General features: G+C 41.5%; 18 protein-coding genes. 2 read left to right on the top strand and 16 right to left on the bottom strand.

Annotation, left to right across the window (positions count from 1 at the left end; all coding sequences use genetic code 11):
- Window positions 1-59: 59 nt before the first annotated feature.
- From BMZ58_RS01335 to gpr, 15 genes are all read right to left on the bottom strand, one after another.
- Entirely contained in the window at window positions 60-506 is a 447-nt protein-coding gene (locus BMZ58_RS01335; RefSeq protein ID WP_075034757.1) for a GatB/YqeY domain-containing protein, read from the bottom strand.
- 20 nt (window positions 507-526) lie between these two features.
- Complete coding sequence (rpsU, locus tag BMZ58_RS01330; RefSeq protein ID WP_008638284.1) at window positions 527-700, bottom strand: 30S ribosomal protein S21; 174 nt, start codon at window positions 698-700, stop codon at window positions 527-529.
- Between the two features lie 198 nt (window positions 701-898).
- Window positions 899-1,570 carry a deoxyribose-phosphate aldolase gene (gene deoC / locus BMZ58_RS01325; RefSeq protein ID WP_075034756.1) on the bottom strand — a complete coding sequence of 224 codons (672 nt, stop codon included), beginning with the start codon at window positions 1,568-1,570 and terminating at the stop codon, window positions 899-901.
- Between the two features lie 91 nt (window positions 1,571-1,661).
- Window positions 1,662-2,411 (bottom strand): 16S rRNA (uracil(1498)-N(3))-methyltransferase, encoded by a 750-nt coding sequence (locus BMZ58_RS01320; protein ID WP_075034755.1) that lies wholly within the window; start codon window positions 2,409-2,411, stop codon window positions 1,662-1,664.
- 4 nt (window positions 2,412-2,415) lie between these two features.
- The gene (prmA, locus tag BMZ58_RS01315) at window positions 2,416-3,354 is read right to left on the bottom strand and encodes a 50S ribosomal protein L11 methyltransferase (protein ID WP_075034754.1); all 939 of its coding nucleotides are present in this window, start codon (window positions 3,352-3,354) and stop codon (window positions 2,416-2,418) included.
- The gene (locus BMZ58_RS20915) at window positions 3,341-3,490 is read right to left on the bottom strand and encodes a hypothetical protein (protein ID WP_167360001.1); all 150 of its coding nucleotides are present in this window, start codon (window positions 3,488-3,490) and stop codon (window positions 3,341-3,343) included. The genes prmA and BMZ58_RS20915 overlap by 14 nt, the downstream gene beginning before the upstream one ends.
- Before the next feature lie 187 nt (window positions 3,491-3,677).
- Window positions 3,678-4,808 carry a molecular chaperone DnaJ gene (gene dnaJ / locus BMZ58_RS01310; RefSeq protein ID WP_075034753.1) on the bottom strand — a complete coding sequence of 377 codons (1,131 nt, stop codon included), beginning with the start codon at window positions 4,806-4,808 and terminating at the stop codon, window positions 3,678-3,680.
- 173 nt (window positions 4,809-4,981) lie between these two features.
- A complete protein-coding gene (gene dnaK, locus BMZ58_RS01305) occupies window positions 4,982-6,814 on the bottom strand; it encodes a molecular chaperone DnaK (RefSeq protein ID WP_075034752.1) in 1,833 nt (610 codons plus the stop codon).
- Window positions 6,815-6,855: 41 nt separating this feature from the next.
- On the bottom strand, window positions 6,856-7,386 hold the full coding sequence (gene grpE, locus BMZ58_RS01300; RefSeq protein ID WP_075034751.1) for a nucleotide exchange factor GrpE: 531 nt from the start codon (window positions 7,384-7,386) through the stop codon (window positions 6,856-6,858).
- Window positions 7,387-7,506: 120 nt separating this feature from the next.
- A complete protein-coding gene (gene hrcA / locus BMZ58_RS01295) occupies window positions 7,507-8,529 on the bottom strand; it encodes a heat-inducible transcriptional repressor HrcA (protein WP_075034750.1) in 1,023 nt (340 codons plus the stop codon).
- Window positions 8,530-8,829: 300 nt separating this feature from the next.
- A complete protein-coding gene (gene hemW, locus BMZ58_RS01290; RefSeq protein WP_075035083.1) occupies window positions 8,830-9,969 on the bottom strand; it encodes a radical SAM family heme chaperone HemW in 1,140 nt (379 codons plus the stop codon).
- A 72-nt stretch (window positions 9,970-10,041) separates the two neighbouring features.
- Entirely contained in the window at window positions 10,042-11,856 is a 1,815-nt protein-coding gene (gene lepA, locus BMZ58_RS01285; RefSeq protein WP_075034749.1) for a translation elongation factor 4, read from the bottom strand.
- A gap of 97 nt (window positions 11,857-11,953) precedes the next feature.
- Window positions 11,954-12,271 carry a hypothetical protein gene (locus BMZ58_RS01280; RefSeq protein ID WP_075034748.1) on the bottom strand — a complete coding sequence of 106 codons (318 nt, stop codon included), beginning with the start codon at window positions 12,269-12,271 and terminating at the stop codon, window positions 11,954-11,956.
- A 16-nt stretch (window positions 12,272-12,287) separates the two neighbouring features.
- The gene (gene spoIIP, locus BMZ58_RS01275; RefSeq protein WP_083412466.1) at window positions 12,288-13,439 is read right to left on the bottom strand and encodes a stage II sporulation protein P; all 1,152 of its coding nucleotides are present in this window, start codon (window positions 13,437-13,439) and stop codon (window positions 12,288-12,290) included.
- A gap of 79 nt (window positions 13,440-13,518) precedes the next feature.
- Window positions 13,519-14,610, bottom strand: coding sequence for a GPR endopeptidase (gene gpr, locus BMZ58_RS01270; RefSeq protein ID WP_075034747.1), 1,092 nt, complete (start codon window positions 14,608-14,610; stop codon window positions 13,519-13,521).
- A gap of 161 nt (window positions 14,611-14,771) precedes the next feature.
- Here gpr and rpsT point away from each other — a divergent pair, with 161 nt between their 5' ends.
- Window positions 14,772-15,032: a 30S ribosomal protein S20 gene (rpsT, locus tag BMZ58_RS01265; protein ID WP_075034746.1), complete on the top strand. Its 261-nt coding sequence runs from the start codon at window positions 14,772-14,774 to the stop codon at window positions 15,030-15,032.
- Between the two features lie 356 nt (window positions 15,033-15,388).
- Here rpsT and holA read toward each other — a convergent pair whose 3' ends face one another.
- Window positions 15,389-16,408: a DNA polymerase III subunit delta gene (holA, locus tag BMZ58_RS01260; protein WP_075034745.1), complete on the bottom strand. Its 1,020-nt coding sequence runs from the start codon at window positions 16,406-16,408 to the stop codon at window positions 15,389-15,391.
- 347 nt (window positions 16,409-16,755) lie between these two features.
- Here holA and BMZ58_RS01255 point away from each other — a divergent pair, with 347 nt between their 5' ends.
- The gene (locus BMZ58_RS01255) at window positions 16,756-16,890 is read left to right on the top strand and encodes a YqzM family protein (RefSeq protein ID WP_075034744.1); all 135 of its coding nucleotides are present in this window, start codon (window positions 16,756-16,758) and stop codon (window positions 16,888-16,890) included.
- The last annotated feature ends 11 nt before the right edge of the window (window positions 16,891-16,901 follow it).

Genomic DNA, 16,901 nt, shown 5'->3' with positions numbered 1-16,901 from the left:
GTAGAGCCTTCAAGCAAACCTATATAAAAAGACCTCTCATTATAGAGAGGTCTTTATATTTACGATAGTTGTTGAAGAACGACCTTATTGACTTTGGATCCATCGGCCTTGCCTTTAATCTTAGGCATGACGGCACTCATGACTTTACCCATGTCACTCTTAGAAGTAGCTCCTACTTCCTGAACCGTTTCTTCCACGATCTGCTTGAGTTCTTCATCTGTCAGCTGTTTCGGCATATATACTTGTAAAATCTCAATTTCACGCTCGAGTCCTTCTACAAGATCTTCACGTCCAGCTTCTTTGAATTCATGGAGGGAATCATTTCTCTGCTTTACCTCACGAGATAAAACAGTCAATTCTTCTTCTTCAGATAATGAGTCTTTCCCCAATTTGATCGCTTCATTTTGCATAGAAGCTTTAACCATGCGGATCGTCGATAATTTTTCTTTATCACGAGCCTTCATAGCCGTTTTCATATCTTGGGTCAGACGGTCTGTAATTGTCATCTTTTCAACACCCTCTTAGATTACTTACGCTTTCTAGCCGCCTCAGACTTTTTCTTACGGCGTACGCTAGGCTTATCGTAATATTCACGCTTACGATATTCCGCTAATGTACCACTTTTTGATACATCACGCTTAAAGCGACGAAGAGCATCTTCAAGAGACTCGTTTTTACGAACGCGAGTTGTTTTTGACATGCTAATTTCCCTCCCTCCGAAGCAAACAAAACTGTTTCTCTTGTATGGGAACCCCCCATACCTTTGATAATTATATTATATGCATAAGATATGGTCAACTTTTTTTAAAAGATAGTTTCTTCTTCTAAAAGTAGATCTGCATTATTATTAAAAATATAGGAAAGCCACCTAAAGAGGAGGCGGCTTTAAGTTACCATATTAATAATCAGATGATCCTTGTTCCCCGTTCACAATGGCAATACCTGAACTTGCACCAATTCGAGTGGCACCTGCTTCGATCATAGCTTTTGCTCCCTCATAATCACGAACACCACCAGAGGCTTTCACACCCATGTCTGGTCCCACTGTTTTACGCATAAGGCTTATATCTTCTACAGTAGCCCCGCCACCTGAGAAGCCTGTAGAAGTCTTAACGAAATCTGCACCAGCGGCTTTTGCAAGCTCTGAAGCAACTACTTTTTCATCTTCTGATAATAAAGATGTCTCAATGATCACTTTCACAATCGCTTTCCCTTGGGCTTCGCGGACAACAGCTTCTATATCCTGTTGCACAAACTCTTTATTCCCAGACTTCAGTTCACCGATATTTATGACCATATCAACTTCCGTTGCCCCTTTTTCAATGGCTTGTTTTGTTTCAAAAGCTTTCGTCTCCATTGTGGTCGCCCCAAGCGGAAAACCGATAACAGTACAGACCTTCACATCTGTCCCATCGAGAAGTTCAGCACAATAAGAAACCCAATGAGGGTTAACACAAACAGAAGCGAAGTTTTGTTCCTTTGCTTCTTGGCAAACCTGTGTGATTTTCTCTTTTAATGTATCAGGTTTCAACTGTGTATGATCAATCATTTTAGCTAAATTTTGTTCCATGGTTGAACAGTCCTTTCAAAATTTGAGTTGTTCGTACATCTCTACCATCATAGCATGAAAGCGATTAAAAATCGATAACATCCTTGATCTTTCACGCTTCTTCCAGGAGGTAGGATAGACTGGAGAGAAAATAAAGGGGAGCCGTTTCCATACGTAGAATCCGGGGCCCAAGCCGTATGGAGGAAAAACCTTTGCTTTCCAGCCGTTCTACTTCTCTTTCCGAAAAACCACCCTCTGGACCAAAAACAGCAAGAACCTTTCCATCTTTTTGGACATTTTTGAGAGCTTTACCCAAAGTACCGAATTGACTGACACGTGCTTCATTCGCGTAAGCAAAGAAGCAATGATCATATTGTTCTCCTAACTGAAGCAGTTGCTCTATCCCATACACAGGGTAAACCTCAGGGATTACAGAGCGTTCAGATTGCTCACTGGCCTCTTTTGCAATTTTTTGCAGGCGCTGTATTTTTTTCGGCTCTTTTTTCTTGTCCCATTTAGCAACAGAACGATCAGCCTGGTACGGGATAATTGTTGATGCTCCTAACTCTGTCCCTTTTTGAACGACTTGCTCCAGTTTATCACCTTTTCCAAGGCTTGCAATAATTGTTACATGAACAGGCAGCTCTCTATCTTCATGCAACCAATCCTGTACCTTACAATGTACCGTACCATCTGTTATTTCCGTAATAAAACATTGCGCTGGTCCTTTGTCGGGATGAATAGCAATCAGTTCATCACCCTCGTTCATTCTCATAACCCGGGAAATATGATGAGTATCTTCTCCAATTATCTGAAGAGTGTTCCTCTCCCAAAAATGCTTTTCTACAAAATAACGTTGCATAGGATCACTCCGGTTTTTTCGCGATAATGCTTACCCAATCTTCCATTCGGTTTGTCTCAATTATTTCAAACCCTGATTCTATTAAACGGTCACGGACCATTTCTTTACGACCAGAAATGATTCCACACGTAATAAAATAACCACCAGGTTTGACGACACGGAAGGCATCATCTGTAAACTTGACGATGATTTCTGCAAGAATATTTGAAACAATCAAATCTGTTTCCCAATCCACTCCATCGAGAAGATCATTTAATTCAGCTGTGATTTTCGCTTCGACACCATTCAAAGCTGCATTGTTTTTCGTACTGGAAACGGCCACATCATCCAGATCGTAAGCATGGACATGTTCAGCGCCTAATAAGACAGAAGCTACACTTAATATTCCCGATCCTGCCCCAACATCCAGCACCTTATCCCCTTTCTCAAGGTATTGTTCTAATGCTTGAATACTCAAAACAGTGGTTGGGTGCGTTCCAGTCCCAAACGCCATACCAGGATCCATCTCGATGATGATTTCATCACTGGATACCGGCTTGTAATCTTCCCATGTGGGGATAATGGTTATTTTTTCAGAGATTTTCACGGGTTTATAGTATTTCTTCCATGCAGTGGCCCAGTCTTCTTCGTGGATTTCATGAATAGACACTTCGTTTTGACCGATGTCTATGCCAAACTCTTGCAAATTGCTTACCGAGTGTTTGATTCCATCCACTGTTTCTCCAAGAAAACTGTTCATGGGTAAATACGCTTTTACATATACCCCTTCAGCTGGATAATCATCTGGATTCAGTTCGTAGATTTCTCCAAGCTTCGTTTTCTTTTTTTTCATGTCGGCTGGGTCCTCGATCACGACACCACTTGCACCGGACTCATGAAAAATATTTGATACTGGCTCAATCGCTTCACTCGTCGTATGGATACAAACTTCAGACCACTTCATTATGTCCACCTCTTCTATAAATATTTTCTCTAACAACGCCAGGCTTTACCATACTACCTATAATAAAATCCAGTGTTGATATTATGTCATAAATAATGGAGTCGTAAATGGGGGAAGAAGAGCGTTTATCTGCCATTCATTCTTCAAGACTGAACCACTGTACGCACTGATCTTCTGTTCCCATTCCCTTTAGTTTCTTAAGTAAATAAAACTGTCCACTCATACAGATAGATGAGGGCAAAGATAAAAAGTGCCTGCACGATGGAACGGGAATTCAGCTAAAAACCCTGCAAACCGATTCGTACAGACACTTGTTTCAAAATTTAGCTATTACCTTTAAATGCACGTTTCATGCGTTCGAAGAAATTTCCATGTTGTTCATCTGTTGCTTCATTGCCACTGATATCATTAAATTCACGCAACAGTTCTTTCTGGCGCTCGGTCAAATTCGTCGGTGTAATCACTTTTGTCTTCACATGCTGGTCTCCTTGACCACGACCATGAACATTAGGAGCACCCTTTTCTTTCAAACGGAATGTCTTTCCTGTCTGTGTTCCTGCTGGTATCTTTAATTTAACCGTACCATGAACAGTCGGCACCTCGATTTCATCACCAAGTGTTGCCTGGGCAAAGGTCAAAGGAATTTCACAGAATATGTGATCTCCTTCTCTTTGGAAGAATTCATGCGGTTGGACACGGATCACTACGAATAAATCTCCCGCTGGTCCTCCGTTCACACCATCTTCTCCTTTTCCTTGAACACGGATTTGTTGTCCATCGTCGATGCCCGCAGGAATATCCAGGTGGATTTTCTTGCGACTTTTCACACGGCCATCGCCACCACAAGTATTACATTTATCTTTGATGATTTTTCCGCTTCCTTGACAGTGGTGACAAACACGTCGGTTAACTACTCTACCAAATGGTGTATTTTGTTCCTGATTGACCTGGCCTGCACCCTGACAGTGAGGGCAAGTCTCTGGAGAAGTTCCAGGTTTAGCTCCAGAACCATCACATGTGTCGCAATCTTCTTCTACCGGGATTTCAATATCTGTCGACTTTCCAAAAATGGACTCTTCGAACTGAAGGGTCATCGTGTATTGAAGATCTGCCCCTTTCCGCGGAGCATTCGGGTCACGTCGGCGACCACCGCCGCCAAAGAACATATCGAAAATATCGCCGAAGCCGCCGAAATCTTCTGCGCCTCCACCGAAACCTCCGAAACCACCCTGATTAGGGCCGGCATGACCAAATTGATCATACTGAGCACGCTTCTGCTGATCACTTAATGTTTCATAAGCTTCTTTTGCTTCTTTAAATTTCTCTGAAGCATTCTCTTCTTCACTGACATCAGGGTGATATTTACGTGCCAGCTTACGATATGCTTTTTTGATTTCATCTTTAGATGCATCCTTAGACACACCAAGGACTTCATAATAGTCACGTTTACTCACTTGTCAATCACTCTCCCGGACGCTATTACATAACGTTTATATTAACATTGAAGGTGAGGGCAGGCAACAAGAAAGGTAACCGTTCTTCTTCCATTCCTCTCTTGGTCCTCTACAACTCATGAAAAAAGTCAAAGTCAAGAAGATCCTGACTTTGACTTTTTTTCTACCTTATCTTACTTCTTGTTCTCGTCTTCGTTCACTTCTTCATAGTCAGCATCGACGACATCATCTTCAGCACCGCCAGCTTCTTGCCCTTGAGCAGCTTCCGCCTGAGCTTGTGCTTGCTCATAAAGTTTTACAGATAGTGCCTGCACTTGTTCTTGCAATGCATCTTTCTTCTCTGTAATGACTTCAAGATCCTCACCTTCTAATGCTGTCTGAAGTTCTTCTTTAGCTGATTCAGCTTTTTGTTTTTCTTCTTCACTTACTTGCTCGCCAAGATCTTTGATTGTCTTGTCAGTCGTGAAAATCAGCTGATCTGCTTCGTTTCGAAGTTCAATCGCTTCACGCTTTTTCTTATCTTCTTCTGCGTTTTCTTCCGCTTGGCGTACCATTTCTTCTACTTCTTCATCAGAAAGGCCGGAAGAAGATTTAATTGTAATGGATTGTTCTTTGTTCGTACCCATATCTTTCGCACGAACGTTTACAATTCCGTTTGCATCAATATCGAAGCTTACTTCGATTTGTGGTACACCACGTGGTGCTGGTGGGATATCAGTCAACTGGAAACGTCCAAGTGTCTTGTTGTCTTGAGCCATTTCGCGCTCACCTTGAAGGACGTGGATATCCACAGCTGTCTGGTTGTCTGCAGCAGTAGAGAATACTTGAGAGTGACTTGTCGGGATCGTTGTATTACGTTCGATCAGTTTCGTTGTTACGCCACCCATTGTTTCAATACCTAGAGATAGTGGTGTTACGTCAAGTAATACAACATCTTTGACATCACCTTGTAGTACGCCACCCTGGATAGAAGCACCAAGAGCTACAACCTCATCAGGGTTTACACCTTTAGAAGGCTCTTTACCTGTTTCTTTCTTGATTGCATCTTGTACCGCTGGGATACGGGTAGATCCACCTACAAGAATGACTTTGTGGATATCACTAGCACTCATACCTGCATCTTTAAGAGCTTGACGTGTAGGTTTCATAGAACGTTCAACCAAGTCAGAAGCAAGCTCTTCGAATTTCGCACGAGTCAAGTTCATTTCCAAGTGAAGCGGTCCAGCTTCACCAGCAGTGATGAATGGAAGAGAAATTTGAGTTTGCGCTACACCAGAAAGATCTTTCTTCGCTTTTTCAGCCGCATCTTTCAGGCGCTGTTTCGCCATTTTATCTTGGGACAAGTCTATGCCGTTTTCTTTTTTGAATTCAGCTACCATGTGATCGATAATAACTTGGTCAAAGTCATCTCCACCAAGGCGGTTGTCACCGGCTGTAGAAATTACTTCGAATGTGCCATCTCCAATTTCAAGAATGGATACGTCGAAGGTACCGCCACCAAGGTCATATACAAGGATTGTCTGATCCTGGTCTTCTTTGTCAATACCGTAAGCAAGCGCCGCTGCAGTCGGCTCGTTAATAATACGCTCGACTTCAAGACCTGCAATTTTACCAGCGTCTTTCGTAGCCTGACGTTCCGCATCGTTAAAGTATGCAGGAACAGTAATAATCGCTTTATCTACGGTTTCACCAAGATAGTCCTCTGCATAGCCTTTGATATATTGCAGGATAATTGCAGAAACCTCTTGGGGTGTGTACTCTTTACCTTCAACTTCTACCTTGTGATCTGTACCCATGTAACGTTTGATGGAAAGAATCGTGTTCGGGTTAGTGATCGCCTGACGTTTAGCGACCTCCCCTACCTGACGCTCACCATTCTTGAATGCTACAGCAGATGGAGTGGTGCGGTTTCCTTCCGGGTTAGGAATTACTTTCGCTTCCCCACCTTCCATTACTGCTACACAAGAGTTTGTTGTACCTAAGTCAATACCAATGATTTTACCCATGGTTAAATGTCCTCCTTTACATACTCGTTCATTTCAAGATTTTATTGATTTACTTTCACCATAGCCGGTCGAATGACACGGTCTTTCAATCGATACCCTTTTTGCAACTCTTCCACAACGATATTACTTTCATAATTATCGTCCTGGACTTGCATGATTGCCTGGTGCATATGAGGGTCGAATTCTTCTCCTTGAGAAGGGATTTCTTCGACACCTTCTTTTTCAAGAGCAGCTTTGAATTGGTCATAAACCATCTTCATGCCGTCAGCGAAGTTTTTGGCTGAATCACCATCCACTTCGACTTGAAGGGCTCTTTCGAAATTATCCAAAGCAGGAATTAATTCCTCAACAAGGCTTTGGGATTTATATTTCCTATCCGCCTCTTTCTCCTTTTGAGTTCGGCGGCGGAAATTATCATAATCCGCTTGCAGACGAAGCAGTCGATTATTGATTTCCTCTTTTTCCTGACGTAGCTGCTCCATTTCATTTGGTTCTTCCACTACGTCTTGATGAGTGTCCTCATTTTGAGTTTCCTCTTTTTCATCAATGATTTCTTGCTTGTTCTCTTCCATGACTCCACCTCCTACTTTCCATTACACCGTTACTGACTATAACATGAATCAATATCCTGAAAAAGCAATAGACAAAAAGAAGCGACGGGTAATTTTCCCCATCCGACTTTGGTTTCCACGTTAATACCAGCCACGGAACGTATCTGTCATATGCCTGGATAATACATTCATTAAGGAAAACATCCGGTTATATTCCATGCGTGTAGGTCCTAAAAGAGCTATTGTTCCAACCTGGTCATTGCCAAGGTGATAACTCGCTGTAATAAGACTGCAATTTTGCATGGCATCAAATGGGTTTTCCTGACCAATTCTCACTTGAATGCCTTTTTGATCTGTTCTCAGAAGGTCAGCCATCTCACTCTCTTGTTCAATGGTAGCATACAATGATCTTACTTTATCAAGATCACGGAATTCAGGCTGCATGAGAATGTTTGTCTTCCCACCGATATACAACTTTGTGGGATGGTCATCGACAAGAGCGGCATGCAAATATTGAAAAGCTTCTTCGTGCTGGTCGGTATGTGTCTTTAAAAGCTCATGAATCTCAGAATAAAGTTTTTCATGCAATTTAACTAAAGGGACACCTTGGAGACGGCTGTTTAATATGTTTACCATTTTTTCCAAATCGGCACCCTTCATTTCCACAGGGACATTAAAAGCACGATGCTCAACATGACCTGTATCCGTAACCAAAATCGCAATGGCTGATTGTTCCGAGAGAGGAACGATTTGCAATTGCTTCAATTTCGTTTCGAAGACTTCAGGCCCTAGAATGATGGATGTATAGTTCGTCAGATCAGACAGTATTCCTGCCGACTTCTGAACGACACGTTCAAATTCCATCATCTTGTCATCAAACGCATCCCTTATGGTTAAGATTTCTTGACTGGAAAGGCGCAATGGAGAAAGTAAATGGTCGACATAAAAGCGATACCCTTTTTCGGATGGTACCCTTCCCGATGAAGAATGGGTCTTCTCAATGAAGCCCATCTCCTCCAAATCGGCCATCTCATTTCTGATAGTCGCCGAACTGAAAGTAACAGCTTCTTTCTTAGCGATAGACCGTGAACCAACAGGTTGGGCGGTCAAAATGAAATCATCAATTATGACTTGCAATATGAGCAACTGTCTATTTGTTAACATCGATGATCACCTCTGTTAGCACTCTTTATCAGTGAGTGCTAAATCTAATAATAAATTATCAAAAGGGACCAGGGATGTCAACGGAAAAAGTCTTTTTTTATTCTCTGTTCTTTACTGATTTCATATTTTTAAAATTGGGGGAGGCATCTTCTTTATAGAATCCGGTCAAAGGATAATGGTTGTCCTCACTCTGTTGTCTTGATATCTCTATTTTTGTAAAGACTCAAAAGTTCTCCCCCTTTTATAAAAAACAGTCCTTTCAGAATTACTAGAATCTATTCATCACCGGGTAAAAGGTCCCTAATCATCCAACAGGAATTCTTGAAAGACCTCATTTCCCAATATCCGCCCTTTGGAAGTAAGACGAATATGGCCTGCTTCTTCATCTATCAAGGACCGCTCTTTCAATTGAGTCAATCTATTGCCGAAAACATCGACTAGTGTTTTTCCATATTTCTGATAAAACCTTTCTGTGGACACTCCTTGCGTCTTTCTTAATCCAAGGAACATTTCTTCTTCCATTTCTTCTTTGATACCTATTGGTTCTTCGTGGAGGAGGGGTTTACCATCTTCCTCAGCTTTTTTTACATAAGCAGGAAGCGGACGTATATTAATCGTCCTTTTCCCAGGAAGATACCCGTGTGCTCCAGCACCGATGCCGTAGTAGTGTTCATTATTCCAGTATGTCAAATTGTGCTTACTTTCAAACCCTGGTTTCGCGAAGTTACTGATCTCATATTGAACGGCTCCCGCAGCAGTCAATTTCCGCTGCAAAAGCTCATACATCTCTGCCTCATCATCTTCTTTCGCTTTTGTGAGCTTCCCTTTCATATACCTTTGATAAAACACTGTCTTTGGTTCAATTTGTAGAGAGTATGAAGAATAATGCGGAAGACCGAATTGCATAGCCTCATCAATCGTCTTTTCAAAGTCCTCTACTGTTTGACCAGGAAGTGCATACATTAAATCAATACTGATGTTTGATAATCCAGCCTGTAGAAGACGATCGATATTGGTGTAAACGTCCTTCACTTTATGGACGCGTCCGATCTTTTCAAGCATCTCATCGTCGAAAACCTGCACTCCGAGTGAAATCCTATCCACACCAAAGTCTCTTAACAACCAAACTTTTTCCATATCTAAATCTCCAGGGTTTGCTTCGAAGGTATATTCCTCACAGCTTGCAATATCAAAATGATCATCAATCATGCGCAAAAGTTTTTCTAGTTGCTGATGATTTACAGCAGTCGGAGTCCCTCCACCGACGAATATTGTCCGAACTCTTGCTTTCTCATCAGGGATATAGGTATGGATCTCCTTTTCCAGAGCTTCTAAATATTCATCAGCTAAACGTTCATTGTAAAAAAACTTTGTAAAATCACAGTAGTGACAAATTTGCTGACAAAAAGGGATGTGTATATATGCGGATGGGATGTTCATGGATGTTCCACCTTTCATAAGTAAAACCGCAAGAGAGGTCCTCCTGCGGTTTCAACTTTGCTTCTTTATCAATTAATCTTCGTTCAAATCCAGGACAGACATGAAGGCCTCTTGTGGTACTTCGACCGAACCAACCATCTTCATGCGCTTTTTCCCTTCTTTCTGTTTCTCAAGCAATTTCCGCTTACGGGAAATATCTCCTCCGTAACATTTGGATAAAACATTCTTCCTCATTGCTTTGATTGTCGTCCGGGCAACAATTTTGTTACCAATGGCTGCTTGGACTGGTACTTCAAATTGTTGTCTAGGAATCAGTTCCTTCAATTTCTCTGAAATCAACTTCCCGCGTTCATAAGCGAAGTCGCGGTGCACTATGAAGGATAAGGCATCGATGGTATCCCCATTCAACAAAATATCCATTTTAACCAAATTAGAAGCACGGTAGCCAATAAGCTCATAATCAAAGGAAGCGTATCCTTTAGTCTGGGATTTCAAGGAATCAAAGAAATCGTAGACAATTTCGGAAAGCGGGATTTCATATACGATGTTCACCCTGTTGTCATCAAGATACTGCATATCCATGAAATTACCACGTTTACGCTGGCAAATTTCCATTACAGGGCCAACATAATCGTTCGGAACCATAATGGTCGCTTTGACAAACGGCTCTTGAACTTCTTCAAGCTTTTGGTTATCGGGCATCATAGATGGGTTATCGACATTAATCTCTGTACCATCCGTCATGGTTACTTTGTAAATGACACTTGGAGCGGTCGTAATCAAATCTATCCTATATTCACGCTCAATCCGTTCCTGAATGATTTCCATATGCAGCATTCCAAGGAAGCCACAACGGAAACCGAACCCAAGGGCTTGGGATGTTTCTGGTTCAAACTGCAAGGAAGAGTCGTTAAGCTCTAGCCTCTCAAGTGCATCTCTTAAGTCATTATACTTACTGGCATCTACGGGGTACATTCCGCAAAAAACCATTGGATTCATTTTCTTATACCCTGGAAGCGGCTCTGCAGCAGGGTTATTAGCTAAAGTTATCGTATCACCAACACGGCTATCGCCAATATTTTTTATGGAAGCGGTCAGATAACCAACATCACCGACAGTCAATTCTTTTAAAGGGGTCGGTGTCGGACGGAATACCCCAACTTCATTAACTTCAAATTCCTTACCCGTTGCCATCATCTTAATTTTGTCACCGAGTTTGATGGAACCTTCCCGGACACATGTATAGGCAATAACACCACGATACGAATCATAAAGGGAGTCAAAGATCAAAGCTTTGGTAGGATCTTTGACATCCCCTTCAGGAGCGGGTATGTCCGTAACGATTCTTTCTAGAATTTCGTCTATTCCCACCCCTTCTTTAGCCGAAGCGAGGATAGCGTCAGAAGCATCAATGCCGATGACATCTTCAATTTCCTGCTTGATCCGCTCAGGATCTGCTCCAGGCAAATCTATTTTGTTGATGACAGGAATGATTTCCAGATCGTTTTCTAATGCTAAATAAACGTTCGCTAAAGTTTGGGCTTCAATACCTTGGGCCGCATCTACAACGAGGATCGCCCCTTCACAGGCAGCTAAACTTCGGGAAACCTCATATGTAAAATCGACATGTCCTGGTGTATCGATCAAATGAAACGTATAATCCTGACCATCATTAGCTTCATAATTTAATTGAACGGCATTCAATTTAATTGTAATTCCACGTTCACGTTCGAGATCCATCGCGTCGAGGAACTGCTCTTTCATTTCTCTTTGGGTTAAAGCTTTTGTTTTCTCTAATATGCGATCAGCAAGTGTCGATTTACCGTGGTCGATATGGGCAATAATCGAGAAATTGCGGACCCTTTCTTGTTTGTTTTGTGCTGTCAACTTAAATCACTCCTACTGAATTCGACACAAATATCTAGCTTGATTATAGCAATACAGAATGGATTATTCAATGTTAAGCATACGAACCCCTGTAAGATCATGACCCTGACTGGATAATTTCTGAAAAAACTACAATCAAACCATTGAAGCTTGTAGCTACTCCTTCCCCTACACCACCAGCTAGTTGGGAAATCCACGGCACCCTTTCTTCCCGTCCAGGTGGAGGACAGTAAGCCTCTATTTTTGTTCCTCCATGCTTTATCTTTTCTTCAGGTTCAGGGCGAGGTGGTTGGTCCTGTTCTGGAGTCACTATCATTGGTTGATCATTCAACTTTTCATTGTTTTTTTCAATCCCATACAATGCTCCTGCTACGAACACTATAATAACTACCAGAACAGCTGCCATCCACTTCACTCAAAGCCTCTCCCTTCTATTCCTCCGTTGTAACTTTTTCATCCTGGAAGTAATAGTCGCTGAAAACTTCTGCCATGATATCCGCGGAACGGTATAGTTCATCAAGATGGTTATAGACACCGCCGAACTCGATAACGATTGCATTCGGATGCAAGTCCTGATTATAAACACCATCTACACCGGACCCCTTTTTAGTAATAACCCCTCTACTGATCCCCGGGTATTCCTCTTCGAGTCGTTGATGCAATTCAGACGCAAACTTCAAATTTTGTTCGTATTGCGGATGTTCCGCACCTATAACGAATGCAAAGCGGGCATAATCCTTGCCGTTTATCGTTTTGGTCGTATGCTCTCTGGACAGTGCATCCCTATGCAAATCAAAGAAATATTTAAGGTTGTCATTTTGACTTATAGCTTCTTCTACTATGGGTCTCATCGCATCATAGGATTGATAATGCTTCATCCCTTTTTCTTGCAGAATGGATGCAATATCCGTTTTATCCACGATAGAACCTATTCCTCTTTCCTCTAAACTTTCACTTAATCGTTCACCAACAAGAGTAATATTCACTTTTCCATCGTAACTAGTAGATTTATCCGGCAAGTGGGGGTAAAAAGACTCTGTATTGTGGGTATGAAAAATATAAACATCTTCTTCTCCTAAAGGTTTTTCCCCTGTTTGACCTTTATCTTCTTTCTCTTCTTCAACTTCCCCTACTTCCCCTCTGTCATCCACTACCATCGGAGGTTCTGATTCTACGGGGAGTGTAGAGTAATCGGTCCCTTCCCCGGCAATAATAATTTGACTGTTATAAGAGGATAATCCCGGAATTTCTCTCCCTAAAAGACTTCTTGGATCATTGGGTGTTAAGCTTGTGAGAAGCTGAAAAGATAACGCCCCTAAACCAGGTATGCGGTTGCCTTCTGGATGCGCATCCTTAAATGAACGATTTTCCATTTCAAACAAATAAAGAAAAGCACTCCCTTCAAGCTTAGTAGTCCATTCCTGAATCGTGCTGGAATACACACGATAGGTTGTTTTCGCTCCTGTGAGGATTCCAATACCAATAAATAATAAAAGCAATACGGTGACAGCGATGATTGTCCACCGTGTCCCTTGTTTCATAAAGCCGGACTTTTGCTTTTTCAACATCGGATAACGAGACATAAAAATCCTCCCCTCATACTCTATCTAGTAAATGGTATGAAAGAGAGGATTTTAATAGAACCGACCTCTATTGATTTTATTATTTGAAATATGTTTGCGCTTCGCCATCTTCTACGCCCGGATGAAGTGCTCCATTGATACCGGTAGCTATTACATGGGCCATATCTTTAATAAAGCTGTCTACCTCTTTTGGCGTAACCATTAAGTTATGCCCAAGGGGAGTAAGGACTTCCTTAATCAGTTGTTTCTTTTCTGCCTCTTCTAACTGACCAAACATTCCCATCACTGCTTTACTTTGCTCATCATCAGGGTGGTCTTCTTCTGATAAAGTTTTTCTTTCAAAAGGATTCATAGCTGGTGATAGAGCATTAGAAGGGCGGTCTTTTTCCCGCCACTCTCGACCAAAATGTTTTAAAACATAATCAATCGCATCACTAGTGATCGTGACAGCATCGACCACTGTCGGAACACCTATCGAAATAACTGGAATGCCATAAGTCTCTCTACTAATTTCTTTCCGTTTATTACCGACTCCTGAACCAGGGTGGATCCCTGTATCAGATAACTGGATGGTAGCGTTAATACGGTTAATGGAACGAGAAGCAAGTGCATCTATTACTAATACGAAGTCAGGTTTTGTCTTTTCAATGATCCCATGCACCATATCACTCGTTTCAATACCTGTTACCCCCATAACTCCAGGGGTGAATGCAGAAATCGGACGATAACCTTCTGACACCGTTTCTGGATGAAGTTCAAATAAGTGGCTCGTCACATAAACTTCTTCTGTAACCAGAGGTCCTAAAGCATCAGGAGTGACATTTTGGTTACCAAGACCGACGATAAGACCACGATCCATTTCTTTTATCCCACATTCATTCATAAGCTTCCTCAGTTGACCAGACAATGTTTTGGACAGATTCACTTGCAAATCTCTATCCTGCTTACGGATTGCAAGTGATTCAAGCGTTACATAATGCCCAGCTTTTTTTCCGATTCGCTCAGACCCTGCTTCATCAACTGTCACATAAGTTATTTTTATATCATTCTTTTCGTTTTCATGAACCTCAACACCGTCGGAATCCGACGATTTAGGATCATCCTTCACGTTCATTTCCTGTGCTTCAAGAGCTAAGTCCGTTCTTAATGTATAGTTAATATTTTCCTCCATTCGCTTCAACCTCCTTAAAACAATCTTCTCCCAAGCAGTACAAAACTATGCAAAACATATAAACTGGATGGATATAAGTATTGAAAAGCGTGCACTGCTCTGGTAAAATGTCTCTTGTTCGATATGAATGAGTCTTTTGTTTTTACCTAGGAGGTGAAACTATGCCTAACATTAAATCAGCGAAAAAACGTGTACGTTTGAATGATGACGCTCGTTCTTTGAATGCAGCTTTCAAATCTGACATGCGTACAGCGGTTAAACGTGTAGAAACGCTTGTTGATAGCAAAAATGTAGAGAGCGCGAAAGAAGCTCTACCTACAGCTGTTAAAAAGATTGACAAAGCTGTTCAACGTGGTGCTCTTCCTAAAAATACAGGGAACCGCAAAAAATCCCGCCTAACTAAATTAGTTAACGCATTATAATTCATTCGTAATTTATGACCAACAAACGATCCTTCTCTGAACGGGTCGTTTTTACATTAAAGAAGCCCTCCGGACGCCGGAGGGCTTCTTTAATGTATCTACCACAAAAATTCCCTATTCTGTAAGACTCAGTTTCGAAATATCTGGTGAAGTGCGAATGGGGTCTTGAAAGCTACTCGCTTTCCGCGGGGAAGAAGCAAGCCTCCTCGTGCTAAAGCTCGGCGGGGTCTCGCCAGTCTATTCTTTCCCGCAGGAGGAGTCTCGCAGCTTCCCTTCCCCCATTACCTTATTGTATCTCGAAACTGCCTGGCATAAAGGACAGGGAGCTATCATGAAAAGGCTCCTATATTGAAATATTAAGATGTGACGGTGGAATTTTGTTTGATATGAATCAATCGATACAAAAGCATTTCAAAAGCAAGTGATTTTTCCATTCTACCTTGCTTTAGAGAATAATCCGTTTCAGCTAATTGGTCCATTATTTGATCAAGTTCTTGATTAGTGAAATAACGTTCTCGCTTGAGCGCCATTTTGATCACGTAAGGATGGGCTTTAATATAACCTTTCATTTGATTCTGCCCATACCCCTTTTGTTTCAACACTTTTGCCTGACTAATGATCCTGAATTGTGAAGCAAGGAGTGCCGTCAAAGCGATCGGCTCTTCGTTAAGTTTTTCCAAGTCTTTATAAATCGTTATCGCACGCCCTAAGTCTTTTTCCATTACTGCATCTACAAGCTTCAACCCTGAGGCTTCTGCACTGTGGGACAATAATTGTTCAGCAATTTCCTTTGTGACCACTCCACCTTCCCCAACATATAACGCAAGTTTTTCCATTTCTTTTCTTAAAGCCATCAAATTGGCTCCAATTTCCTGAGTGAACAATTCGTGAATCTCTTGAGGAACTGTGATATGTAAGTCATTGGCAAGGGTCTGAACCCATTTATCAATATCCCACTCCTTGACAGGCTGACAGTTTATTACTTCTCCATATTTCTTCAATTGCTTAAACACTTTTTTTCTTTCATCAAGCTTTTCGTATGGTGCAATTAATACAAGAACCGTGTACTCTGCAGGATTTTGCAAATAATCCAATAATGCATCAACATCATGTTCTATCGGTAATTTATCTGGCTTTGCTTTCAAAAAGACTGGATGTTGGGCTATGACTACTTTCCCATCACCAAGAAACGGAAATGTTTCTGCATCTGTAACAACATCCTCAATAGGGATTTCCTCCAAGTCATATTGCGACACGTTGAACTCCCGATCTTCTTTTTTTAACGTTTTTTGGATAATTTTATTTTTATGTTCCTGAATTAGATAGGATTCTTCACCATATAATAAGTATACCTGTGATTGTTTTACATTGACCATAAAGTGGTTGTCCTTCCTTCATACAAAAGAATACGGCGCCCCCGATTCGGGGACTCAGTGTCACTATTTTATGTCTGATTGGAATATCTGTCAAAATAGTGTACTGATAACGCCGTATGAACCATCTATATAAACGCCATTCCAAAAGCCCCGGACGCTTTTGAAGAGGACGATGTTGTTCCTCTCTTGCGTTTAGTTTGACCGCTTCCGTCAGAATTATCGGTGACAAGTCTTGCTAGCTGTGGGAATGGTATGAATCTTCGATGAAATTCGATTTCATGCCTGGTGGTTGTAGATTTTTGAATGAGAATGGACTATACTTAGTAATTGATATAGGAGGGGTAACAATGAACGAGTTCAAAAACGATATTCAATCCAAAACTAATGATGTGATCGACTCTGGATTAGGGTTTGTATTTTCATTTGTTTTCTTCTTCGTCATTTTCTTTATCGGCGTAGTGTTTTCTTTTATCGGACAATAAGTGAATACCAA

The organism is Halobacillus dabanensis (assembly GCF_900114165.1).
Lineage (GTDB): Bacteria > Bacillota > Bacilli > Bacillales > Halobacillaceae > Halobacillus > Halobacillus dabanensis.
This window is presented reverse-complemented; position numbering and strand designations above follow the sequence as displayed.

Coding starts and splice junctions, on each gene's coding strand:
- BMZ58_RS01335 (WP_075034757.1), bottom strand. CDS start 506: ATGACAATTACAGACCGTCTGACCCAAGATATGAAAACGGCTATGAAG.
- rpsU (WP_008638284.1), bottom strand. CDS start 700: ATGTCAAAAACAACTCGCGTTCGTAAAAACGAGTCTCTTGAAGATGCT.
- deoC (WP_075034756.1), bottom strand. CDS start 1,570: ATGGAACAAAATTTAGCTAAAATGATTGATCATACACAGTTGAAACCT.
- BMZ58_RS01320 (WP_075034755.1), bottom strand. CDS start 2,411: ATGCAACGTTATTTTGTAGAAAAGCATTTTTGGGAGAGGAACACTCTT.
- prmA (WP_075034754.1), bottom strand. CDS start 3,354: ATGAAGTGGTCTGAAGTTTGTATCCATACGACGAGTGAAGCGATTGAG.
- BMZ58_RS20915 (WP_167360001.1), bottom strand. CDS start 3,490: ATGGCAGATAAACGCTCTTCTTCCCCCATTTACGACTCCATTATTTAT.
- dnaK (WP_075034752.1), bottom strand. CDS start 6,814: ATGGGTAAAATCATTGGTATTGACTTAGGTACAACAAACTCTTGTGTA.
- grpE (WP_075034751.1), bottom strand. CDS start 7,386: ATGGAAGAGAACAAGCAAGAAATCATTGATGAAAAAGAGGAAACTCAA.
- hrcA (WP_075034750.1), bottom strand. CDS start 8,529: ATGTTAACAAATAGACAGTTGCTCATATTGCAAGTCATAATTGATGAT.
- hemW (WP_075035083.1), bottom strand. CDS start 9,969: ATGAACATCCCATCCGCATATATACACATCCCTTTTTGTCAGCAAATT.
- spoIIP (WP_083412466.1), bottom strand. CDS start 13,439: ATGTCTCGTTATCCGATGTTGAAAAAGCAAAAGTCCGGCTTTATGAAA.
- gpr (WP_075034747.1), bottom strand. CDS start 14,610: ATGGAGGAAAATATTAACTATACATTAAGAACGGACTTAGCTCTTGAA.
- rpsT (WP_075034746.1), top strand. CDS start 14,772: ATGCCTAACATTAAATCAGCGAAAAAACGTGTACGTTTGAATGATGAC.
- holA (WP_075034745.1), bottom strand. CDS start 16,408: ATGGTCAATGTAAAACAATCACAGGTATACTTATTATATGGTGAAGAA.
- BMZ58_RS01255 (WP_075034744.1), top strand. CDS start 16,756: ATGAACGAGTTCAAAAACGATATTCAATCCAAAACTAATGATGTGATC.